At 69.0% G+C, this 22,262-nt stretch carries 22 protein-coding genes; 10 read left to right on the top strand and 12 right to left on the bottom strand.

Annotated elements, in window-relative coordinates:
* Positions 1–696: 696 nt before the first annotated feature.
* Positions 697–909, top strand: a complete 213-nt coding sequence (locus AC5677_RS40600; protein ID WP_497192859.1) for a helix-turn-helix transcriptional regulator — start codon at positions 697–699, stop codon at positions 907–909.
* Positions 899–1,285: a hypothetical protein gene (locus AC5677_RS40595; protein ID WP_497192858.1), complete on the top strand. Its 387-nt coding sequence runs from the start codon at positions 899–901 to the stop codon at positions 1,283–1,285. The genes AC5677_RS40600 and AC5677_RS40595 overlap by 11 nt, the downstream gene beginning before the upstream one ends.
* Before the next feature lie 308 nt (positions 1,286–1,593).
* On the opposite strand, the gene AC5677_RS40590 is transcribed toward AC5677_RS40595, so the two are convergent.
* Positions 1,594–1,911 (bottom strand): hypothetical protein, encoded by a 318-nt coding sequence (locus AC5677_RS40590; RefSeq protein ID WP_497192857.1) that lies wholly within the window; start codon positions 1,909–1,911, stop codon positions 1,594–1,596.
* Between the two features lie 32 nt (positions 1,912–1,943).
* Positions 1,944–2,303: a DUF8825 domain-containing protein gene (locus tag AC5677_RS40585; protein ID WP_497192856.1), complete on the bottom strand. Its 360-nt coding sequence runs from the start codon at positions 2,301–2,303 to the stop codon at positions 1,944–1,946.
* A gap of 124 nt (positions 2,304–2,427) precedes the next feature.
* Here AC5677_RS40585 and ku point away from each other — a divergent pair, with 124 nt between their 5' ends.
* Positions 2,428–3,225, top strand: coding sequence for a non-homologous end joining protein Ku (gene ku / locus AC5677_RS40580; RefSeq protein WP_497192855.1), 798 nt, complete (start codon positions 2,428–2,430; stop codon positions 3,223–3,225).
* Between the two features lie 679 nt (positions 3,226–3,904).
* On the opposite strand, the gene AC5677_RS40575 is transcribed toward ku, so the two are convergent.
* From AC5677_RS40575 to AC5677_RS40565, 3 genes are all read right to left on the bottom strand, one after another.
* Complete coding sequence (locus AC5677_RS40575) at positions 3,905–4,390, bottom strand: iron chaperone (protein ID WP_497192854.1); 486 nt, start codon at positions 4,388–4,390, stop codon at positions 3,905–3,907.
* 54 nt (positions 4,391–4,444) lie between these two features.
* On the bottom strand, positions 4,445–5,110 hold the full coding sequence (locus AC5677_RS40570; RefSeq protein WP_497192853.1) for a glyoxalase: 666 nt from the start codon (positions 5,108–5,110) through the stop codon (positions 4,445–4,447).
* Between the two features lie 393 nt (positions 5,111–5,503).
* Positions 5,504–6,313 carry a hypothetical protein gene (locus AC5677_RS40565; RefSeq protein ID WP_497192852.1) on the bottom strand — a complete coding sequence of 270 codons (810 nt, stop codon included), beginning with the start codon at positions 6,311–6,313 and terminating at the stop codon, positions 5,504–5,506.
* 495 nt (positions 6,314–6,808) lie between these two features.
* Between AC5677_RS40565 and AC5677_RS40560 the strand changes: the two genes are divergently transcribed.
* Positions 6,809–8,383: an alpha/beta hydrolase gene (locus AC5677_RS40560; RefSeq protein ID WP_497192851.1), complete on the top strand. Its 1,575-nt coding sequence runs from the start codon at positions 6,809–6,811 to the stop codon at positions 8,381–8,383.
* 671 nt (positions 8,384–9,054) lie between these two features.
* On the opposite strand, the gene AC5677_RS40555 is transcribed toward AC5677_RS40560, so the two are convergent.
* Positions 9,055–9,528, bottom strand: a complete 474-nt coding sequence (locus AC5677_RS40555; RefSeq protein ID WP_497192850.1) for a MarR family winged helix-turn-helix transcriptional regulator — start codon at positions 9,526–9,528, stop codon at positions 9,055–9,057.
* Positions 9,529–9,616: 88 nt separating this feature from the next.
* Here AC5677_RS40555 and AC5677_RS40550 point away from each other — a divergent pair, with 88 nt between their 5' ends.
* Positions 9,617–9,901 carry a hypothetical protein gene (locus tag AC5677_RS40550; RefSeq protein ID WP_497192849.1) on the top strand — a complete coding sequence of 95 codons (285 nt, stop codon included), beginning with the start codon at positions 9,617–9,619 and terminating at the stop codon, positions 9,899–9,901.
* A 348-nt stretch (positions 9,902–10,249) separates the two neighbouring features.
* On the opposite strand, the gene AC5677_RS40545 is transcribed toward AC5677_RS40550, so the two are convergent.
* The 3 genes from AC5677_RS40545 to AC5677_RS40535 form a co-directional block, all read right to left on the bottom strand.
* Complete coding sequence (locus AC5677_RS40545; protein WP_497196964.1) at positions 10,250–10,861, bottom strand: hypothetical protein; 612 nt, start codon at positions 10,859–10,861, stop codon at positions 10,250–10,252.
* The gene (locus tag AC5677_RS40540; protein ID WP_497196936.1) at positions 10,758–11,069 is read right to left on the bottom strand and encodes a phosphotransferase; all 312 of its coding nucleotides are present in this window, start codon (positions 11,067–11,069) and stop codon (positions 10,758–10,760) included. The genes AC5677_RS40545 and AC5677_RS40540 overlap by 104 nt, the downstream gene beginning before the upstream one ends.
* Before the next feature lie 633 nt (positions 11,070–11,702).
* Positions 11,703–11,942: a DUF6191 domain-containing protein gene (locus AC5677_RS40535; RefSeq protein ID WP_497192848.1), complete on the bottom strand. Its 240-nt coding sequence runs from the start codon at positions 11,940–11,942 to the stop codon at positions 11,703–11,705.
* Positions 11,943–12,041: 99 nt separating this feature from the next.
* Between AC5677_RS40535 and AC5677_RS40530 the strand changes: the two genes are divergently transcribed.
* The 5 genes from AC5677_RS40530 to AC5677_RS40510 all read left to right on the top strand — a co-directional run bounded on the left by AC5677_RS40530 (position 12,042) and on the right by AC5677_RS40510 (position 16,605).
* A complete protein-coding gene (locus AC5677_RS40530; RefSeq protein WP_497192847.1) occupies positions 12,042–12,434 on the top strand; it encodes a transposase in 393 nt (130 codons plus the stop codon).
* 499 nt (positions 12,435–12,933) lie between these two features.
* On the top strand, positions 12,934–13,848 hold the full coding sequence (locus AC5677_RS40525; protein WP_497192846.1) for an NAD(P)H-binding protein: 915 nt from the start codon (positions 12,934–12,936) through the stop codon (positions 13,846–13,848).
* 249 nt (positions 13,849–14,097) lie between these two features.
* Positions 14,098–14,601 carry an LLM class flavin-dependent oxidoreductase gene (locus tag AC5677_RS40520; protein ID WP_497192845.1) on the top strand — a complete coding sequence of 168 codons (504 nt, stop codon included), beginning with the start codon at positions 14,098–14,100 and terminating at the stop codon, positions 14,599–14,601.
* 461 nt (positions 14,602–15,062) lie between these two features.
* A complete protein-coding gene (locus AC5677_RS40515) occupies positions 15,063–15,590 on the top strand; it encodes an alpha/beta hydrolase (RefSeq protein WP_497196935.1) in 528 nt (175 codons plus the stop codon).
* Between the two features lie 334 nt (positions 15,591–15,924).
* Complete coding sequence (locus AC5677_RS40510) at positions 15,925–16,605, top strand: DUF6445 family protein (RefSeq protein ID WP_497192844.1); 681 nt, start codon at positions 15,925–15,927, stop codon at positions 16,603–16,605.
* A 66-nt stretch (positions 16,606–16,671) separates the two neighbouring features.
* Here AC5677_RS40510 and AC5677_RS40505 read toward each other — a convergent pair whose 3' ends face one another.
* The 3 genes from AC5677_RS40505 to rph form a co-directional block, all read right to left on the bottom strand.
* On the bottom strand, positions 16,672–17,943 hold the full coding sequence (locus AC5677_RS40505) for a GTP-binding protein (protein WP_497192843.1): 1,272 nt from the start codon (positions 17,941–17,943) through the stop codon (positions 16,672–16,674).
* 67 nt (positions 17,944–18,010) lie between these two features.
* Positions 18,011–18,187 (bottom strand): 50S ribosomal protein L32, encoded by a 177-nt coding sequence (gene rpmF / locus AC5677_RS40500; protein ID WP_497192842.1) that lies wholly within the window; start codon positions 18,185–18,187, stop codon positions 18,011–18,013.
* A 935-nt stretch (positions 18,188–19,122) separates the two neighbouring features.
* The gene (gene rph, locus AC5677_RS40495; RefSeq protein WP_497192841.1) at positions 19,123–21,720 is read right to left on the bottom strand and encodes a rifamycin-inactivating phosphotransferase; all 2,598 of its coding nucleotides are present in this window, start codon (positions 21,718–21,720) and stop codon (positions 19,123–19,125) included.
* Positions 21,721–22,262: the final 542 nt, after the last annotated feature.

Genomic DNA, 22,262 nt, shown 5'->3' with positions numbered 1-22,262 from the left:
CGCGCCCGGTTCTGCCCGTTCCGGGGCGGACGACAAGAGGTTCCGGAACACCGGGGCGCCAGCGGGCCGTCCCGCATGTGTTCCGTAACGTCCCACACGGAGCACCCGAGGTGTGTGGAAGCCCAGACATTTCGTGATGCGAGAGGGGGCGTGTCTCCAGGTCGGCGCATGACCCGCCGCTTGGCAGGTCGTGCGCCGGCACACGTTGGTCGGCATGCTCTCCGTGCCGGAGACAGACTTCCCGTGGCTGCGGGGCAGATGCGCCCCCAGCTCGTGTTCGCCCAGGTAAACCGTGGTTCAACGAGGTAAACCGTGGTTCGACGAGGTCCGGACAACAGGCGCACCGCCCGTGCTGCCACTCGAAGAGCCGCCACCACACGCACCAGCGGGGGATCTCCTCGCCCGGCCAGTTGTCCGGCAACGGGCCCACCTGCTTCCGCGGGATGTCCAAAAGCTGCACGGCATGTTCGACGCACCGCTCCCGCTGGGGCACCACCGCCGCGACCGCCTCGGAGCCGGAGCCGCACTCGCGGGTGGGGTTGTGGCCTTCCAAGGGGCGGCCGGGGATGGACTCGCCCTTCCCCTGCTGGGCCGACCACCGGCACGGTGCACACGGTGCCCGAGGCGCCGTGCGAGCCCTACCCTCCTGTAAAGCAAGCTTGACATCCATCGAGGGGTGACAAGTAAGCTTTACACGTGCGAAACAGCGTCAGGAAACTGCGGTCGTCACGAGGGCTCACCCAGGGCCAGCTAGGCACAGCCCTCGGGGTCTCACGGCAAACGATCAACGCCATCGAGACCGAGCGATACACACCTTCCCTGCCGCTCGCCTTGTCCATGGCCAAGTTCTTCGAGGTCAGCGTTGAGGAGATGTTTCATGTCGATGAGAGCCCAGCAGATGACCAGTAACACAGCCCGGCGGTCCGTCCCCGGCTTCTTCCTTGCCCTCGGAGGCGCCTGCCTCGTGGCCTCGATTTTCGGCGGCCGCCTCACTCTCGGCCTGGTGACGTTCGGGATCCTGGCGGTCTGCAGTCTCGCCCTAGTGCTGCTGGGACGCCGCAGCGAGACCTATCAGGGCCTCACCGAGAAGGAACCCGACGAGCGCTTCGCCCGGATCGGAGGGCGCGCCTGGGCCGGCACGGGCGTGGTGCTCACCGTGGGGAATCTCTGCGCCTTCATCGGTGACCTGGCCTCCGGAAGAAGCGGCGATCCTTACTTCTGGTTCGTGGCCACCGCCGCCATCGCCTACATCGCGTTCGTCGCCTTCTGGTCTCGGCACACCTGAGCCGCATAGCTGGGAAGCCATCGCCGCGAACGGCTCGCCACCGCATGGCCGACCAGGCAAAAGCGATCAACCTGGTCACCGGAGGTCGGTGCCGGGCGAGGCTGATCCGGCGCGGGCAACGCCGGGCACAAAGCTCACCGATCCTCCCGCCACAAGGCCCGGACCGACGAGCGGTGTCAGGTCGCATGTACAAAGCCGGCTGCTAGGTGACCTGGGACTGGAATGTGCCTGACGTGCCTGACCTGCCTAACGCACCTTCTTGCTCCCCAGCGGGCTGACCTGCGTATCAGCTGTACGGCACCGGACCATCACAGCAGCGGCCTCGGCGCCGGGCGGGAGTCGAGGCCGGTGGCCCGACCGCCGACCGCCGACCGACCGCCCCACTGGCTGCGACCGGTCCGTATCCGCGCCCGAGCACGCTGTCCGGCCCCGCAGCAGGAGCGCGGCACGGGGATGTCGGCGTTCCGCACTCCCAGGCTGGGCCCGCGGTGGCCGTCATCGATCTGGTCCGGCAGTTCGAGCTCCAGGCCGTACCACCAGGTGCCGGAGCGGTCCCGGCGCCGACGCGTGATCACGGCCGTCCGGCGCCGCCCGTCCGGGCGCGCTACCTGCGCCCTCGCCGCCACCCCGCCTACGGTGCCCGCCGAGCCGTTCACCGTCAGGCCGCGGACTCGTCCGGCGCCTGTTCGTGGGCGTGCTTGAGGGCGGATCGTGCCGCGACCGCGTTGTCGCAGCTGGCCCAGTAGGGGTGGGCGAACACCACGCCGGCGAGTTCCAGACGGCGTGCACGCAACCTCTCGACCTGCGTCTTCTCCTCGTCGGTGTAGCCGGCAGAGTCGGGCCGGCTGCCGGCGAAGGAGCGCCCGTGCTCCTTTGTGTGACTCCAGCCGGGCAGCGGCTCGGCCGACCACGGCAGCCGCTCGTAGACGGCCGACAGCTCGGCCTGCACGCGGTGCAGCTCCATCTGGGCGTCCCGCAGATCCTGGGGAAAATCAAACGACTGCTTCGCCTTGGCCACCCCTCGGCAGTGCGTGCATATGTTCGAATTACGTGGAGGGTGTCAGGCCACGCGGGGCGGGTCACCCGCCCGGCGCACAGCGGCCCGGGCTGCGGCCAGGGCGGGGTGGCGGGAGGCTGGAGACATGGTCACCAGCTCGCCTCCCACAGCGGTATGGACCGGTGCAATCACGTTCGGTCTCGTCGTACTGCCCTGCCGCCTCTATCCGGCGACCGAGGAGCACGCGGTCCGGTTCCGGGAAATTCACAAGGCCGATGCCGGACGGATCCACCACCGGCGGGTGTGCGAGATCGACGGCCAGGAGGTGCCCTACGAAGACGTCGGCCGCGGGTACGAACTCACCGACGCCGGCGTGGTACCCCTCTCGGAGCGGGACCTGGACCGGCTGCCGCTACCGACCCGCCACCACGTCAACATCCTGGGCTTCGTGCCCGCCGACGACATCAACCCCATCCGGTACGCGAGGCCCTACTTCGTCGCCCCGGACGGCGAAGCCGCCCAGCACGCCTACACCCTGCTGACCGCCGCGCTCGCCCACACCGGGGCCGTCGCCGTCTGCAAGGTGGCCGTCCGCACCCGCGAGCGCCTGGCCGTACTCCGGCCCCGGCACAGCACGCTCGTCCTGCACACGCTGCTGTGGCCGGACGAGATCCACGAACTCCACGGACTCGCCCCCACGGCGCCCGTGACCGAACGGGAGCTCCGCCTCGCGGTCCAGCTGATCGGCGAACTGGCCGGAGTCGACACCGACGAACTGCACGACGAGTACCGCGAAGCCCTGGAGCGGCTCGTCAACGCCAAAACCGCCGGCGGACACATCGAACCCCCGCCCACACCACAGCCGACCGAGGACCTCCTCGCCGCACTGGAGGAATCCGTGCGCTCGGCACACCACACCCGGCACCACAAGCCCTCGGACTGATCGGCGTCCGGCTGGGCGGAGGCCGTCCAGCAGGACGCCGGGACGCGAAGACCTCCGTGCGGTGCAGTCCTGGACAGCTCCGCCACACCAGAGGTCTTCGCCATGATCGAGCCGGGCGGCTGTTGACAACGGTCGTGATCAATACGCCTGGGTCGCGCATCGTCGGGCTCCATGGTTCTGCACCGAGGCCGAACCGCAGGGCATCCCGGCGAGGGGCACCGTCAAGGTCCGCCCGGCGGCCCGCTGTTGGCCGACGGGGACCTCGTGGGAGTCAACCTCCTCGCCTCCGGCCTCGAACGCCGACGCGTCGGGCGCCGCGCGGTCTGCCCGGCCGGGCCCGCCCCACACTCTGCTTCCAGGGCCGCCATCAGGACTTCGGGGGGGTGCCGGTTCCCGTGGCGGTGCCGTCTGGCCGCCGGCGCCGAGCCCGTCCACGAGCACGTTGAGGGCGGCGGCACAGTCGTCGTGCAGTTCTGCGACCACCACCCCGGGCATCGCGGGGGTGAGGCGGAGAGGAGGCAGAGATGAGGCAGAGATGAGGCGGAGATGAGCACCTCCGCAAGCTCCACCTCGTGTCCCATTCTGGGGTCGGGGCCGGCGAGGTCACCCGGCCGGCTTTGTTCACGAGAACGGGCTCTGGCTCGATTTCCGTGCCGGCATGACGGCGCGTGGCCAGGTCTCAGCCCACCGCCTTCTTGACAAGCGCGCTGATGCGCTCTTCGTCGGCCGCGGTCAGCTCCCTCACGGCATAGGCGGTCGACCACATGGCGCCGTCGTCGAGTGCCGCCTGGTCGCTGAAGCCGAGCGTGGCATACCTCGACTTGAACTTCTCCGCACTCTGGAAGTGGCAGACGACCTTGCCGTCTCTGGCGTACGCGGGCATCCCGTACCAGAGCTTGGGCGCGAGGTCCGGAGCGGCGGTCTTGATGATCTCGTGGATCCGCTCGGCGAGGACGCGGTCCGCCTCCGGCATCTCGGCGATCTTCGCGAGCACGTCCCGCTCCGCCGCCGCCTCCTTCTCCGCCCGGGACGAACCGCGCCGCGCCGCCGCCTTCTTCTCCTCGCGTGCGTGCTCCTTCATCGCGGCCCGCTCCTCGGCGGTGAATCCGTTGTACTTCTCGGTGGTCGTGCCGGAGTCCTTGGCGGGCGACTTCGTGGACGGCATGGCAGGTTTCCTCTCATACAGAGTCAGGCGGGGCGGGAGTGTGGAGGGCGGGAGTCAGGACGGCGTGGGGGCGAGCGACGCGGCAGCCTCCCAGGCGAACCCGTCCGGGTCGGTGAAGGTGTCGCCGGTGCTGCCGAGGACGATGCGGTGCGATCCGGTGCCGTCGGCGGGGACGCCGAGGTCCTTGGCAAGGGCACGGCGCTTGTACAGCGCCAGCTTGACGGGGCCGGACTGACCGAGGGCGAACTCGACGTACTTGCCACCGAAGCTCTTGGCCACGGTCAGGCCCCGGCCGACGTAGAACTGCTTGGTGGCCTTCACGTCCTCGACGCCGAGCAGCAGGACGACCTCGTCGATCTCGCGGGTGGCGGGGCCGGTGTCCTTCTTCGCCGAGGTCGCGATCTTCCAGGTCGTCCCGTCCGGGGCCTGGACGACGCCGCCGTAGCCCCACAGCGACTTCGCGGCGGGCTTCAGCACCGTGGCGCCGGCGTCCACGGCGGCGCCGACGAAGCTGTCGACGGTGGCCGGCCCGGACACCGTGAGCGCCAGGGTGAAGCCGCGGAATCCGGTGGAGTGCGCCTCGGACGCCCGCAGGCGTATGTGCGTGTCCACGCCGAAGGCGCTGTAGAAGCGGCGGGCGGCCTCGGGGTCGGCCACCTCAAGAGTGACGGACGCGAGGGACGTGTGGGCTGCGGTGGAAGTGGTGGTTGCCATGACCATCACGCTAGGGGCTGGGCGGCGACCGGGGCTTCTCCATTCCTGCCCGGTCTTGAGACATGCTCCGCCACGCACGCCGGAACCCCGAGCACCTTGATCGCCGGCCCCGCATCGCGGGCCGTACCCGCAGCATCGGCATGGTCGGCCGGCGCACGTGCCGAGCGACAGGGCAAAGCCCCGGATCCGTGGTGAATGCCGGGGCTTCTTGCTGCACGTGAACGCCCAGCTCGACAAACCGGGGCCGGCTGGGTCACGCGTCCCCGATTGGGTCACCCGTCCCCGATGCGGGTCGACATCGACGGCAAGGTGTACCGGTATGCCCAGGTATGCCCCATCTGTCGGACGAACTTCCAGTCGCTCTCAGCGGGTGGGTCGCGCGTCCCCCACCCGCGGATTTCAGACCTCCGAAGAGACCGTGATGAGGATCGGGCCCGAGAGTCCCGTCACTGCCCGGATCGAGTCCGCGAACACCTCCGTCGTCCACGCGGCCACGTCCGTGGACCACTCGCGCACGTCGCAGCGGAAGGCGAGTGCCTGGCGCAATCCCTCGGCCTGCACCACCCCGGCGAGGGGACGGGCGAGCCCGGGAGTCACTGTGTCGGCGGGCTTGAGGGCCTCAACCGTCATGTGCTGGTACGTGCGTTCCAGCGCTGCCTCGCGGACCTCGGCGGCCCGCGCGGTGAGGTTCGCCGATGGCAGGGCGGACACGGTGACCGTCAGCGCGGCCGCGCCGGACGGGTCGGCGAGGGCGAACCAGTCGGCGACTTCGGCGAGTTCGATGCGGGCGTCCCCGGCCCGGTGCAGCGGCACGAGGGCGTGTGTGCCGGTGAGGCGGACGCTGCCGACGCGGCGCAGCGCGTCCGAGAGGACCGTGATGACGGGCAGGACCGGGAGGCGGCGGGCGCGCTGCTTTCTGCCCGGAGTGTTCACGGGCCGCGGAAGCGACGACTGCAGCCAGGCCAGCTGACGGACCTGGCCGTCCTGCGTCCAGTCGCCGTCCGCGTCGTTGTGGTCCCAGAGGTAGTCGGCGGGCTTGTCCGTGAGGGCGGTGGAACTCCAGGCGTAGGCCGAAGCCCGCTTCACTGCGAGGCTGAAGACATCCTCGTCGAGGTCGAACTCGGCGCTCACCCGGTCGATCCAGGGATGCCGGTCCAGCACCCCGTGCAGTCCCACGATGAGGGTGTCGCCCGGACCTGTATCACTCATGGTCGTACTCCTGGATCACGCGGATGGAAGGGCGGATGGAAGGACAGAACCAGAAAATCAAACACCACGCTCGACAGTGGGGCTCTCGATGCCGCCGACCGGGTGGACCGGCTTGGTTGCCGGCCCGCAGGTTGACATTGACGTCAGAGCTGCTGATCCAGCCGCACGTGCACGTTCATTGGGCTGAAGCCTGCGGCTTGGCAGTACGCACGAGCACCCTCGTGGAAGTACCAGACGTCCGTGACGAGGCGTCGGCCGCCTGCCGTGCGTCCCGCTTCACGTACGGCTTCGAGCAGTATCGCGCCCACGCCGCTACGAGCAGCATCGGCCAGGCGTTTTGTCCACCTGCACGCCGCCCGCTGCGACCAGCGGCTCAGGCGCGGGACATCGCCGAGGTGGCACTGGTACCACCCCAGGCGCGGAAGCTGCCTTCATTGATCACCGGTCCCGCGCGTCCCAATATCGAGGAAACCGACATTCCTCAAGGGGGAACGCATGCCCATACCCGGGAAGTCCACCCGCTGGGCGGCCGTAGCCGCATCCGTACTCCTCACCGCAGTGACCCTTCCGATCGCGGGGGCGGACAGCGCCACGGCCGCGGACACCTCCCGGCCGAGCACCCCGCGCACACCGGCGCGCTATCTGAACCAGCATCTCGACTGGCAGCCCTGTGCCTCCGGTGCGCTGGAGTGCGCGGCCATGACCGTGCCACGAGACTGGCACCATCCGGAACAGGGGCCCAGCCTGACCGTGGCAGTCTCCCGGCACCGGGCGACCGATACCGCCAGGCGGCGCGGTGTGCTGATGATGGCCGCCGGCGGCCCCGGGGCTTCTGGTCTGAAGCGGCCCGCCGGTCTGGCAAACTACGCACCCGGCCTCGCCGCCATGTACGACATCGTCAGCTTTGACCAGCGCGGCGTCGGCAGCAGCACCAAGGTCACCTGTGCCGGCCAGTCGGATGTCGACGCCTACTTCTCCGGCGACAAACGTGTCCGCTCCGCCGACGCCATCCGGAAGACCTTCGCCCGGGCACGCGCCTTCGTCCGTGACTGCCAACGCCACTCCGATGACCTGCTGCCGTACATCACCACCGAGCAGGCCGTCCACGACATGGACCTCTACCGGTCGCTCCTCGGGGCCGACAGGATCTCCTACTACGGCCCGTCCTACGCCACCGTCCTCGGTGCCTCCTACGCGACCGAGTTCCCCCACCGGGTGGCGCGCATGGTCCTCGACAGCAACGTCGATTACACCGGCACCTGGCAGTCGTTCATGGAAGGCCAGCCGTCCAGCTTCCAGCGCCGGTTCGAAGAGGACTTCCTCCCCTGGCTGGCGAAGAACGACGGCGTGTACCACCAAGGCCGCACCCCCGCAGCGGCCAAGGCATCCTTCGAGCGCCTGCGCGCCAGGCTGCACGAAGACCCACTCGTGCTCGACGGAACGACCATCACGCCCGACCAACTGGACATCCTCACCAGCAACGCGATCTACCAGGCCGACCCGGGCTTCGAGAACCTCGCCACCGCCCTGGCGGTCCTGGAACACCCCGATGCCGCACCCCCCACCGCCAAGGAGGCCCTCGCCAAGGCGATGGCGCATCCCATGGACGCGGGCTTCGTGGCGGACTTCTTCTCCGTCGTCTGCAACGACACCCCCTGGAACCGCAGCACCGACTACTGGATCGCACAGAGCGGCCGCGCCACGCGCGACCACCCGCTGGTGGGCGCCCGCTCGTTGGCCTTCTCTGCGGTCTGCGCCGCCTGGCCACACTCCACCGCGCCGCGCATCCGGGTCACCGGGCGCGACCTACCCCCCATCCTCATGCTGAACTCCGTACACGACCCCGCCACCTACTACGAGGGCGCGCTGCGCGACCACCGGGCCCTGCCCAGCTCGCGGCTGGTGACGGTCGTCGGGGGCGGCGACCACGGACAGTTCCAGAACCACAACGCCTGCGTCGACAACCTCGTCGAGAGCTACCTCACCGACGGCACGATCCCGCCCACCGACACAACCTGCACCGCCAACCCGCTCCCGGTACCGAGTACGGCCCGGATGAACCTGCGCTGACGCCCGATCAAGCGACAGCTTGCCGGCGGAAGGAGATCGGTCTCCTCTGGATCGGTCTCCTCTGGATCGGCATCGTCACGCTCTCTCCGCCGGGCTTCAACGGAAAGGAGGGGCGCACGGAACCCACAGCAAGTGGCGCCTTCCCCGCGATATCCGGTGCTCTCAAGACTTGAAGCCGTCTCTCAACCGATCTTGGATCGTGCAAGTCGAACGGGGTTCTGGTCGGGTGATCTTCCGGCCGGACGCGCATGAAGGCAGGGCCTCCTGGGGGCTCGGGGGTGCGCCCCCATTCCGAGCGGTTCCCGGAGGCCCTGTTGTCGTTATTACACGCGCCCGTGGTGGTACACGCCCGCGCCCGTTCACTTCAACTCGCTGCGGTGTCACCCGCTTGCCTCGCGTACGCGTACGGCAACGCGGCCGATCCGCGATCCGTCTTCCGCACCCCAGAGCCCTGGGCACCGGTCCGCCGACCGGAGGCTGCCGCCAGGGTCGGCCCGTTCACTGAGCGCGCCCACACCCGGCCCGGCGACGACCACGGCCCCGACCTCACCGCCACGCCCCTGTGCAGGAGCGGCACCACCGCGAAACCTACGGCCCGGGTAAGTGTGCGGCGCCGGCCATGGTTCAGCGCGCGCCGGGCTCTGTGTCGTCGTGTGAACCTGCGTTCCGCCTCAGGGCGTGCGGCCCGCGTCGGGGTGCGCGAGGGCCTCCGTCAGACGTTCGAGGCGCATGGCGAAGGCGGTGGCCTCTCCTGGTGGCCACGTTGCCATCTCCTCGGTCAGGAAGGACTGCATCGCTTCACGCAGGGCGACGACTGCCTGTTCACCGTCCGCGGTGAGGATCAGCCGGGTGGCGCGGGCGTCGGATGGGTCGGGCCGGCGGGCGATGAGCCCGGCCTTCTGCAGTCGGGTCGCGTAGCGGGTGGTGACGGTGCGGTCCATTCCGATCGCCTCGGCGAGTGTGGTGGCGGTGGCGGGCCCGAGGCGGTCGAGACCGGACAACACGGGATAGGTCGTGGCGTCCACGCCCTCCACGCCCGCGGTCAGGCGGCTGTAGAGCCCGGCGCGGGTGGCTCGCAGGGTCAGGGCTCCGATGGCGGCGGCCACGCGGGCGGCGGAAGTGCTGTCGCGGTTCGGTTCGCTCACCCCTCGATGATACGTGCAAAAAACACGGAGTCCTGCTAGCGTCATATGCGTGCAGAAAGCACGCGCATTCAACACGCAAAGGATCGTCATGTCGCATTCGGAATCGCACCAGCCGGCCATTCGGCCCGAGGACGTCCTGCCCGCGGGAATCGACTCAACCGAGATCAATGGGTCTACCGTCCGCAAGGGTTCGGTGGCCGCCTTCGTCGCCAACGCCGTACGACTCGAAGGCCTCGTCGAGGGCACCCCCGAGTACGCCACCCTCATCACGCAGATGCGGGAACTCGCCCCCGCCCTGCGCACCATCGGCCTCCTCGACGTCTTCGAACCCCGCTCCCCCGTGGTGGAACGGATCCTCGCCGACGCCGCGTAGCGCGGAGTCCACTTCGCGCGAGGTCACCCTCGGCAGCGGGTTTTCATGAGCCGCCGTGTCGATTCATCGGATCGTGCAGATTGATCACTGTGTCGGAGCGGGCCCCGTATCGAGGGCGGCGACTGCCGGCGTTGTGGCAACCGCCGCGAACAGCTGCCCGTCCAGCTCCAGGTCAATTGCTGGTACGGCCGCTTCCGGGTCAGCGGGCTTACCGAAGTCCTTGCCCGAGCACTCCGCGAACGCGGCCATCAACTCGAAGCCGAGCGCCTCCGTAGCCGCCTCTCCCGGGTGTCGAAGGCGACGACCTCGTGATCGGTCCCGGCCCGGAGGGTCGCCCGGTGCATGGCCTCAGGCGAGAAGCCTGGACAGCCGGGCGGCTTGCCGCTCGGCTGTTCCCGGCGGGTTGCGGGGATGCTGAGGGTCGTCACAGGACAAGAGGAACAACCACACGAGCGCCAGCAGCCTGCGACATTCCAGCAGCCGCGTGCGTTCGGATGCGTTCAGGTCGAACTGAGCCAGGAGTGCCTCGACATCGAGGGGCGGGCCTACCCAGCTGGCCACGTGTTCCGTGATCTCCGCCAGCTCGAAAGGCCGGTCACTGAGACCTGAGTCCTCGAAGTCGACGACCCGCACGCGAGTGCCGTCCCACAGATAGTTGGCTAGGTTGCCGTCCCCCGGGCCGAAAGCCATCGGGATGTCCGGCCTGCCGACTCGTTCCATGCCTGAACGGGCCAGCCACGCAAGGGCGCGGTCCATGGCATCACCCACCTCACCGCTGACTCGTGGGCGAACCTGCGGCACCCAGGCATGGATTTGGGCGATGAGTTGATGCTGCTGGCCAGGTCGGACGGGGACCTCAGTCAGGACTTCCGCCGGCACAGCCGCATACAGCTCGCTCGCGGCCGCGGCCAGAGCCTTGAGCTGCTGATCGCTGAGCGGAATCTCCCCGCAGCGGCTCACCCGGCAGGCGCGACATCACCACCACCGGCTCCTCCGCCGCAAGGTCCGCGCATTGCGGGACAGGCGCCAACCCTGGTGCATGCGCGGCGAGCAGCGTCAGTGCACGCCACTCCCGCTTGCACTCTCCGTAACTCTCACGTCGGAACCTCTTGACCACGCTGTCGGACCGGATCTCGACAGCGTGAGTACTCCAGGGAACGGAAGTCATGAGATGCGATCTTCCCAGCAGGCGCACGGTCACCGCCGCACGCTGGTCGAGTTGAAGCGGGCCATTGAGGATCACAAAGTCGTGGTGGCAGCCGACTTGTACGCCCTGGCCGCCTGGCAGCAGGCCGCGGGTGCACCACCGAGCAAAACCAGAGAGCAGCGCGCACAACCGCAGGTGTACAAGGAAACTCTCAGCTCTCGGCGTTTTCGGCGACCTGGGCCTTGTTCGTTGTCTGAAGCGCTGCCAGGTCGCCTGGAGCATTCCGGGTCGGCCTGGACCGTTTCTCAGGTGGGCCAGTCCCCCACCGCCCCTGAGGAGTCCACCGTCGAGGCGTGCCGGCTCAGGTGCACGGCCCCGTTGAGCGAGCCGGCCCGGCCCCGTCGGACACCCCGGCCTACTTGTTGCAGAACTCCAACTCGGTGAGCGTCTGCACCGCCTTCTGGTAAACACGCCACGAACCGCACGATTACGGACTTCCGAAGCGCCGCTCTGACGAAACATCAACTCAGCGGATGCACGGCTCAATTGGTGCATAAGTGTCGCGATTGCGGATGGCGGTAGGTCGACGAAGGGCACGGGTGCTCTGGGCCGAGGCCAACCGTACGGGTGCGTAGGGCGCAGGGAGACTGCCGGTCAGCGTTGTTCGGTCCTGTGACTGGGCTCCGGGCGAATCACTGCTGTGCCGGAGTGCAAGTCCACGGAACTGCGCGGCGGTGCGCCGGACTCCGCATCGTCACGGAGGACAAGGCGGCGTTCCTTCTCCTCCTGGACATGCTGTTGCGAGGGTTGGAAGAGCTCGTCCCATGCGCCGGACGTCGCGCCGCCCCCTCCGAACTTGCGCCGGCGCCAGCACACCCAGGCGAAGAGCACCATCCAAAGGACAGTGACCACGCCAGCGACCGTCAGTAACACCTAGCTCCGCCTCCGAATGCCGATCTTCTGGGAGCTTGACGCCGGTGTCCTGGTCGCTGCTTGTTCGTTGCTCCCCTTCTGGGCATCGTAGAGGAGCTGTCCTCGGACGGTCTGTGGGAGTTGCCCCGGAACGTGGCGCCCGAGGCGCCGAGACGTCTGCAGGGTGGCGGTCGTCGGCGGGCGGACGACCGTGCCGTGCCGGCCACGATCATCTTTGTCGCCACCACGGGCTGCGCCGGGACACAGCTCCCACCGGTCTTTGGCACCTCATGGCAGACCGGACACCGGCGTTTCGCGCTGTGGACGGCTGCCAGAGCGTGGGCCAAGCTCCGCCGGGTGTCTACGCCTGCGACCACCTGCGGAAACGGCTCCGCTCCCCGAACATCACACCCGCATTGCGCACAAGGGAATCGAGTGCTCAGAGCATCGGGGCCGGCACCGATGGGTGGTTGAGCGAACCGTGGTCCGTCCATCACAGCGCCCATGCCCCGCCCGGCCGCGAGAGTCTGTTCACCCTGGTCAAGACCTTCCGGAGCTGCATCACGAGACCGAACCGAACTGATTCTGACGAAAGGGGACATGGTCATGGTGCGCGGGCGCTTCACGGGACACAGGGAGCCCGCCCCCTGGATCGCCGTCGACTTCGGCCGCATGGAGGACGGCATCCCAGCTGAGCACTGAAACGCGATCGAGGAGGAATCCTCCAGGGAGAAGTCCATGAGCGGCCTGCCGATGTACGGATACGACTCCCCCGAGGACCACCCCGCGCTCTCGGCGTCGGATGGGGCCGACGCGAGCCGGGGGAAGGGAGGGGCGGAAGGCGCGCCGTACTTTGCTCGACGCCGACCTGAACGGCCGTCCTGCCGGCGTCGGTGACCCGCGGACCGTCCCCGGCGTGGGAGCGTTCGCAGTGGACCGGATGGCCCGGTCAGGTAGGCAGGAGGTAATCGCCGTGCCCGTTGCACCTGTCCTTGTCACCGGCGCCGGCGGTGGCGTCGGCGGAGTCGGACGAAGGATCCTGGAACGATTGCGGGCACAGAACGTGCCCGTCAGGGCGCTCGTACACCACGACGATGAACGCGCCTCGGACCTGAGGACGATGGGCGGCGTGGAGGTGATGGTCGGTGACCTCACCCGTGGTGCGGACGTGGTCAAGGCGCTGGCCGGCTGCTGCCGGGCCTACTTCGGGATGAGCGTGTCGCCCGCCTACCTGGAGGCCGCGGCGACGGTGGCAGCTGCCGCCCGGGAAAGCGTCAGCCTGGAACTGCTGGTGAGCATCTCGCAGATGACCGTCTCGCAGATGGACCTCACCAGCGACGCCGAGTCCCGGCAGCAGCGACTGCACTACCTTGCCGAACACGTCCTCGACTGGTCCGGGGCACCGGTCGTCCACGTCCGGCCCACCGTGTTCATGGAGAATCCGCTCTTCACCAAGGTGGCGGCCGCTTCGATCCGGCGGGACGGCACGATCCGCCTCCCCTTCGGCTCGGCCCGAACCTCACCGGTCGCCGCCGCCGACGTGGCCGAGGTCATCACCACACTTCTGCTCGACCCTGCCCCCCGGACCCACCTCAGCTACGAGCTGACCGGGGCTCAATCCCGCGACATGACAGCCATCGCGGCCGAGTTCTCCGCTGCCCTGGGCCGCGACGTGACCTACGTCGATGTGCCCTACCAGGAGTGGCTGGAGCACGACCTCAGGAGTCAGGGCCTGCCGGACCACGTGTTCGAGCACATTGCCACGATGGCCAGGCTGCATGGCGAGAACCGATACGACCGGGCGACGAACGACGTCGCCGAACTTCTTGGTCGCCGCCCACTGGGGTTCGGCACCGTGATCAAGGACGTGTTCGCCCGGCAACCATGACCGGACGAGGATCCGGCACCGCGGCTGTGCCAGTATGAGCGCCTTGCGTACCGCACGACCTGTGCGCCCCCGGCCTGGACGCCTGCACCGCCTCGACTGCGCCGGCCAGGACCAGACCGATCGGCTCGGGACCAGGTCGTCCGTGCCCCGCCCACAGACTCCCGCACCCGCACGGCCGGCCACCGTCGTCGATCAGGCCGCACATCATCAGAGGAGTATCTGAAAGTCTCCCGTGCATTTGCCCCCTCCTTGGACACACCCGCTCACATTGCTGTCGCTGAGCGGCTCGGCTACGAGCGTGCGTGGCTCTACGACACCCCCACCCCCACCAGAGTCCCGATGTGTGGATGCTGCCGGCACTCGCCTTCGGAGCGCACCGAGCGCATCGGCCTCGGGCCAGGAGTGCTGGTACCGACTCTCCGCCACCCCATGGTCAACGCGGCCGGGGCCGCCGGTCTGGCCGCCCTCGCCCCGGGTCGGCCACGGCGCCCAAGAGGCTCACCATCGCCCGTGAGCTGGGAGGCGGTTCCGCGCACGACGTTCGCGGGACCCCGCGAAGAGGTTCGGCAGCGTCGTACCGAGGTCGCCGAAGCAGGCGTGACCGAGCTGACTGATCTACCAGCCCAGCGGACCCGATATCCCCGCCGAGCTCAAGGCATTCCTCGAGGCATTCCTCGATGTATTCCTCGAGGCCGCGACGGGGCTCTGACCACGACCCGGACATTGGGCCGGGCCGGCACCAGAAGCCCGTGAGCGCCTACCCAACAGGCACCTGGACGGCGAGGCAGAGGCCGACTGCCCCATCCGAGGGGCGAGCACCCTGCTGCTCATAGATTCCGCTACCTTCGGTCACTGAGTCTGTGGCACACGCTCATGGCACTGGGCCGTCTGCGCCTCGCTCCACCTGTTCGCGCGGTGGCAGGACATTCCTGATGCGGCCCCCGCCGCCGTACGGGGCGAGGCATGGTGCGGCGCATGCGAGCGAGAACGGAGGCAGAGCGTGAGTGACCAGCCTGGAACAGCACCATCGGCACCCGGACCGGACGGCCTGAGCCACCCCATGACGACACATCTGATCGTGCTGCCCGGCGGCGGCTACGCGGTCCACGCCCCGCACGAGGCGGAACCCGTGGTCGCGTGGCTCACCGGGATGGGACTGTCGGCAAACGTCTTCCGGTATCCGCTGAACGTCCCGCACCCCGCACCCCGAACCCCTGCTGGCGCTGCGCTCCGAGATCCGGCGTCGACGCGAACTGGGGGCCGAGCGCATCGGAGTCGTCGGCTTCTCCGCCGGCGGGCATCTCGCGGGGCTGGCTGCTCTCGCCCCGAGCGACGATCCCCGTGAGTCGGTCCAGTTCGCCGTCCTCGGCTACGCGATCACGTCGATGCAGACCGAGACGTACCGGCCCGCACGAATGATCCTGCTCGGTGAGGACGCCTCGCCCGACCTGCGACGCGCGACCTCACTCGATGCCCTGGTGACCGCGGGCTCGCCGCCCTTCTTCCTGTGGCATACCGCCGAGGACATCTACGTCCCGCCGGAGCACACCTACCGCCTTGCCGCAGCCCTCGCAGCACACAACGTTCCTCACACCGTGCACGTCTTCGCCCACGGGCCACACAGCCTCGGTCTCGCCGAAGGCGCGGGTGAGGCAGCCGCATGGACGCGGTTCGCAACGTCCTGGATCGCGGAGCAGGTCCTCGCGCGGCCCCGGACCGAGCCGCGCGCCGCTGGGGCGTAGGAGCCGCAGGTCCTGCCCCGGCCAGGCCCTCCCATTGCTTTAACGAATCGCGCAGATCGGATCGGCAATGGAGCACGGCATGAAGTAGCTGGAGAGACCAAGACCTCGACGGTCGAAAATCCGGCGCAGTCGGCCACGCGTACCGGTGCGTGGGGCCGCACGGCCGACGCCCGCTGGTTCTGCTTCAGACCCTCCGGGTGCTCCACACGTTCCTCACCAGGTCCCCCGCCGGTCGGCCCGCCCCTGGGAACATGCGCTTTGTTAACCGTAGTTGGCGGAAGATTGACCAGTCCTCGGCAGAGCCCTGACGCTTTCCGGCCATATGGTCGGCCGCATGCCCCCACACCCCCCGAGGCCCTCGGTGCTTCCCGTCCTCCCCTACCGCAAACCCACACTTGGCCGTGACTACTGGGTACTGGACGACGTACTGCCCGACATCGACGCCGTGCGGGCCCGCACCCTCAGCAGGGACGATTGGGCTGAGGGCTACCCCCACAAGCCCGAGAGCTGGCCCGGACTGCGCACGATGCCGGGACTCGAACCGGAGGAACTGGCCCGCGTCGAAAGGCTGGTGAAGAAGAACACCGGAGCGCGGCGCCTCTGGCAGGAAACGGCCCCGGGCGGCGGCACCCTCAACCACAACTGCATCCAGGTCGTGGGCAAGGACGAGTGCGGGCCGCGCCCGCACACCGACTCCCGCTCGCTGTGCCGTTACGCCGCCGTGCTCTACCTCAACCCGAACGTGCCGAAGGGCTGCGGAACCAGCTTCTACCGCCAGAGCCTGCCGGGCGGCAGGCTCGGCGGGAACACGGTTTCGGCGCCGCACAACAACCTCGTCGACGCGCTCGGCACGCGCTTCGTCCCGCCCGACTCCTTCACCGAGGACGTGCGCGTGCCGCACCGCTACAACCGGCTGCTCCTCTACACCGCCAACCTGATGCACAGCGCCACCGGCTACTGGGGCAGCACCCTGGAGGACAAGCGGATGACCGCGGTCTTCTTCTGGATGGCCTGACACCGAACGAGCCGCCGGGGCACACCCGATCCGACGTGGTCCAGGGGTCCGGCGATCGCGTTCGCTTCAGCCCGCGTGGGCATGTCCCGACGCGCGGGCATGTCCCGACGCATGAACATGTCCCGACTCGTGCTCGTGCTCGTGCTCGTGCTCGTGCTCGTGCTCGTGCTCGTGCTCGTGCTCACAGGAGTCGTCGATGCCGTACGTCTCCCAGGACGGGAACGGGTCGCACAGCCCGGTCACGGACTCGCCGTCTCTGAGGAGGCAGGCGGTGAGCCGTTCGGCCAGGGCCTCCTTGCCCAGTCCTGTGCCGATGAATACCAGCTCCTGCGCCTGCTGCTCCCCGCTGCGGACACCGGCCGGCTCGAAGCGTGCGACGACGCCGGCCTGGGACCACAGCCCGGTGACGGCGGGACGGGTGGCAAGCCGGAAGAAACCTTTGGAACGCAGGATGTCGCCGTACGCTCCGCCGTCCAGGTCCTCGGCGACGAAGCGCCACAACCGCTCGGGGTGGAAGGGGCGGCCGGCGCGGAAGACGAGGCTGGAGATTCCGTACTCCTCGGTCTCCGGGACGTGGTCACCGTTCAGTTCGGCGACCCAGCCCGGGGTCTGCTGAGCCTTCTCCACGTCGAAACGCCCGGTGCCGAGAACGCGGACCGGGTCGATCCGCCCGTGGCTGACGGGCACGATCTGGGCTGATGGGTTCAGCCGGGCCAGAGCGGCTCGCAACCGGTCGGCTTCCGCGTCGGTGACCAGGTCGAGCTTGTTGAGCACGATGACGTCGGCGAACTCGACCTGGTCCATCAGCAGATCGCTGACGGTGCGTTCGTCGTCCTCGTACTGGTCGAGTCCCCGCTCCGTCAGTTCGTCTCCGCGCGCCAACTCGGGCAGGAAGTTGGCGGCGTCGACAACGGTGACCATGGTGTCCAGCGCCGCGACGTCCGCGAGCACCGCGCCGTCGTCGCGCGCGAAGGAGAACGTGGCGGCCACCGGCATAGGCTCGGAAATCCCGCTGGATTCGATGAGCAGGTAGTCGAACCGGCCCGCACGGGCGAGCCGCTCCACCTCCTCCAGCAGGTCGTCCCGCAGCGTGCAGCAGATGCAGCCGTTGGTCATCTCCACCAGCCGCTCCTCGGTACGGGACAGCGCCGCTCCCCCGTCCCGCACCAGCTCCGCATCGATGTTCACCTCGCTCATGTCGTTGACGATCACCGCCACGCGCAGCCCCGCGCGGTTGTTCAGGAGGTGATTGAGCAGCGTGGTCTTGCCCGCGCCGAGGAATCCGGACAACACGGTGACGGGCAGACGGCGGTGGGACGGCGCGGCGGGGGCTGGCACGGGACGGCTTTCTCGGTTCTCGTACGGAGCGGGGTACGGGTGTGGGTGCGGTGGCGACGGACGGTCGTCAGCTCTTGCCGGGAAGCGGCAGCAACCCGCGTTCGTAGGCGCGCGCGAGGCGCCGGGGCACCTGGTACTCGACGCCGTCGACGTGGATCGGGGCGAGCTCCGGAGTGCTCGCCTTCCACTGCGCGCGGCGGTGGCGGGTGTTACTACGGGACATCTTGCGCTTGGGTACGGCCACGGTCGAAACCTCCGGGAGACGGATCGGAAAGACGGGTGTCGGGCAACCGAAGCTACATGAAAACGAATGTCGTATGCAAAACAACTCCCGCGGCAGTGGAACTCAGCGCGGATCCGGCGGATCCGAGCAGCTCCGCCTCGCGGCGCGGGCGGGTATGGGACTGAGGGCTTCTAGAGACTGAGGGCTTCTACCGCCGGCCGGGGTGGCGGGAGGTCGGCCTACGGCCGGGTGCATTGCGGGTGGCGCCCGGGGACGACCGCGACGACAGGCCGGTAAGGAGGCGGCCAGGTCCACCCCGACGGCGCCGAGCCGGGCCGGGTCCGCCGGGCCGCAGCCCCGGGCGCCCCAAACCAGTCCCGTCAGGTACGGGCCGAGCGGAGCCGCGGACCCGGACCGAGTGGGCAGCGGCTGGGCCAGCAGTCGGTCCGCCCGGCCGCCCCCCGCCAGCGGTAGAACCGTACGAGGCAGCCGGATCTGCGTCGTCCGGCAGGGCCCCACGGCTTCCGCCCGGCCAGCGAAGCGGGGTGCGTGCGGGCTGCGGATCGTCACGGGCATGACCTCGTGGTCAACCAGGTCGTTCCACCAGCCGAACCAGTCCGGCGCCGGGATGGAGTCGGGATGGGTCGGTGTCCACCGTCACCACCGACCCCGCCACCGTGCTGCCCCGAGCCCCCCGGCTGCCCTACCTGCCGCCTGCTTGAGGTGGACATACAACAATGCTGCCGGGCAGAGGCCTTGACCGAGGCGGCTTCCTTCCTGGGTACGTGCGGGCCTGTTGATGCCGCTGCTGGTCCTGTGCCCTGTGTGCGCGTGCCCGCGTCTCCGCGTCTCCGCGTCTCCGCGTGTGCGCGTTGCGGCGGCGCTCGTGGGGTGGTCATCAACAGCGTGGCGCTGTTCGGTCGGAAGCTCCGGATGGGGCTTCCCGGTGTGGTCGGTCAGGGAAGGATCTCGACGTACCCGTCGGTTCCGTGCACGCGGATCCGCTGCCCGTCCCGGATCAGCCGGGTGGCCTGCTCCACGCCCACAACGGCCGGCAAGCCGTACTCCCGGGCGATCACTGCGCCATGGGTCATCAGGCCGCCCACCTCCGTCACCAGGCCCGCGATCCCGACGAACAGCGGCGACCAGTTGGGGTCCGTGAAGGCCGTGACCAGGATGTCGCCCGCTTCGAGATCGGCCTTCGCCATGTCGAGGATGACGCGGGCCCGCCCCTCGATGGTCCCGGCGGAAACCGGTACGCCGATCAGGGCGCCGGCCGGCACATCGTCACGCCGGTACGCCCCGGTGAGGGCTTCCCCGTCCGAGGTGAGCACCCGGGGTGGCGTGAGCGCGTGGTACGCCCGGAACGCCTCCTTGCGCTGCTGGATGAGCTGGTCGTCCACCTGGTGCGAGCGCACGACGTCGTGGAGTTCCTGGAAGGTGAGGTAGAAGATGTCCTCCTTCTCAGGAAGCATGTCGGCCTGCACCAGGCGCTCGGCCTCCGCCAGCAGGGCCTGCTTGTAGACGAAGTAGCGGCTGATGATGCCGTACTTGGGGTACTCCCGGTACCCGATGAAGGTTCTGACCCGGTCGATCATCCCCTTGACCTCGTCGGCTTTCCGGTCCCCGTCCGGCAGGGCCCGCAAGCGTGACAGGACGTTCTGTTCCTTCTCCCGCGCCTTCCGCCGCCCTTGCTCGAAGCGCCGCTCGGCGGCGCCCGGCTCGAAGTTCCTGACGTTGTCGAGGATCACAGGCACCAGCGTGCTGGGGCGCTCGCGCCAACGTGGCCTCGTGATGTCGATCTCGCCGACGCAGCGCATGCCGTACCGGTCGAGGTAGGCCTCGATGGCTTCGCGCGCTTCGGTGCCGCCCGCGAGCTTCGCCAGCTCGTCCAGGAAGTCATCGCCGTCGACGTCCTGCAGGAACGCCACCACCTCCGGCTGCGGGCGGATCACGTCCGCGACGTCGAGCAGTGCCAGTCCCATCTCCGACGTGATGTTGTCGGGGGCGGACAGCGTCAGCGTGTCAGCCACGTTCTTCTCGCCGAGCCACTCCAGCAGCTTGTCGTTGAGCCACCACGTGGCCTCCATCCCCGCCATGATCGCCTGGATGCTCAGCGGGTCACTGAGCACTCGCTTGTGCTCCTCGAAGGCCTCCAGCAGGAAGTCGAAGAGTGCCGGTCCGGTCTTCGTCCGGATGTCGCGCTGCAGGGCGGCGATGGACGCCCGGCTGCGCTCGATGAGGTCGCTGACGACGGCCGGATCGGTGTCGATCCGGGCGGGTGCACCGCCGGCCGGCGGCCCGGCGGGGCCCGCGTCCGGGAGCGTCGGGACGAAACCGTCGCGGTCGAGGACGGTCTCCAGAGCGTGCCTGATCAGCGGATCGCCCTTCCCCATGGCCTCCAGGAGGCCGGCGCGGCTGCCGGGCGAGGCCAGGCGCCGGGTGACGTCGACGAACAGCCTCCCGCCGGCCTCGTGCATCGACACCATGGCCGTCAGCTGCCACATGGAGAACCCCAGGGGCTTCATGGGGTCGGTCATCATCTGCCCATGACCGACGGACACGTAGACGTGGTTCTCCTGGTCGTCGGTCTCGGGGATGGGGAACAGCGTCGTGATCGGCCGGCTCTGCACGATCTGGAAGGCGTCGTCGACCAGGCACCATTCGATGTCCTGCGGGCGGCCGAAGTGCGCTTCGATCCGCCGCCCGAGCCGCACGAGCCGCACGACCTGCGCATCCGTCAGCGCCGGCTGCTCCTGCCGCTGCGAGTCGATCGCCGCTTCCTGCGTCCCGCCGGCCGGCAGGGCGTGAACGGCACGCTGTTTGGCGGCGATCGCCTTGGCGACGACTTCGCCGTCCCGCACCTTGAAGACGTCCGGGTTCACCAGGCCGGAGACCAGCGCCTCGCCGAGGCCGAAGCCGGCGTCCACGGTGGCGACCTTCCGGTTGCCCGTGACGGGGTCGGCGGTGAACAGGATGCCGGCCGCATCCGGGAAGACCATCTGCTGCACGACCACGGCCATGTGGACCGTACGGTGGTCGATGCCGTTCCGCTGGCGGTAGGTCACGGCCCGCTCGGTGAACAGCGAGGCCCAGCAGCGGCTGATGTGCTGGAGGATCGCCGTCGGCCCCACGATGTTCAGGTACGTGTCCTGCTGGCCCGCGAAGGAGGCCGTCGGCAGGTCCTCTGCCGTCGCGCTGGATCGGACGGCGTAGGCGGCCTGCTCACCGAGCTGGGCGAGCGCGCGGGTGATCGCCGCCGCGAGATCGTCCGGGATGGCGATCCCTTCGATGACCTGGCGAATCTGCGCGCTGAGCGTGCGGATCGCCTCCCGGTCGTCCGGGTCCACGCGCGACAACTGATCGATCCGATCTTCGACCGACGGCGCCTCCGCCATGATCCGCCGGAAGGCGTCCGTCGTCACGCAGAAGCCACCCGGCACGCGGATGCCTTCGATCCGCGACAGCCCGCCTAGGTGCGCGCCCTTGCCGCCGACGAGCGCGACCTGCGTCTCGTCAGCCGCTTGAAGATCCCACACGTACTGCTCGATCATCGCGATACCTCCGAGCCAGTCGCGTTCCGTCGCACTGCACCGGCCGATCGAATCACCGGCGCCTCCAGATCAGTCGACCCTCCTGCCGGGCACGTCCTCCGCTCTGGATGCCTCCGCTCGGGGTGTCTCCGCTCTGGGTGTCTTCCCTCTGGGTGTCTTCCCTCTGACGAGTCGGCCGGCCGCTCTGCCCAGTCGGACGGCGCGCACCCCCGCACCACCGCCCCGAGCGCTCGCGACCGCACTGCCGGTCCCACCACGGGTTCGACATCACCGCGTCCCCCATACGCCGACAACAACACACGCACGTCGTGCCCTCATTTCCGCAGGTTGTGGCCTCGGCCGATGATTTTGCGCCACCACCCGGGCCTTGCCGCAAGCCCCCCTCTGCGCTATAAGTTGAGAGTGGCAAGGAGAGAGTTCTCCTTGCCTTTGCTTTTCGCCGTCCAAGGGAACTGACAAGTTCCACGCGAAGCGGTGGCGCGCCGCACACGGGTACGCGGCGTTCGCCCAGGCGGATGTCCCATCGGATGTCCCATCGGCCT

The sequence above is a fragment of the Streptomyces sp. JLSY215 genome, assembly GCF_059682825.1.
This window is presented reverse-complemented; position numbering and strand designations above follow the sequence as displayed.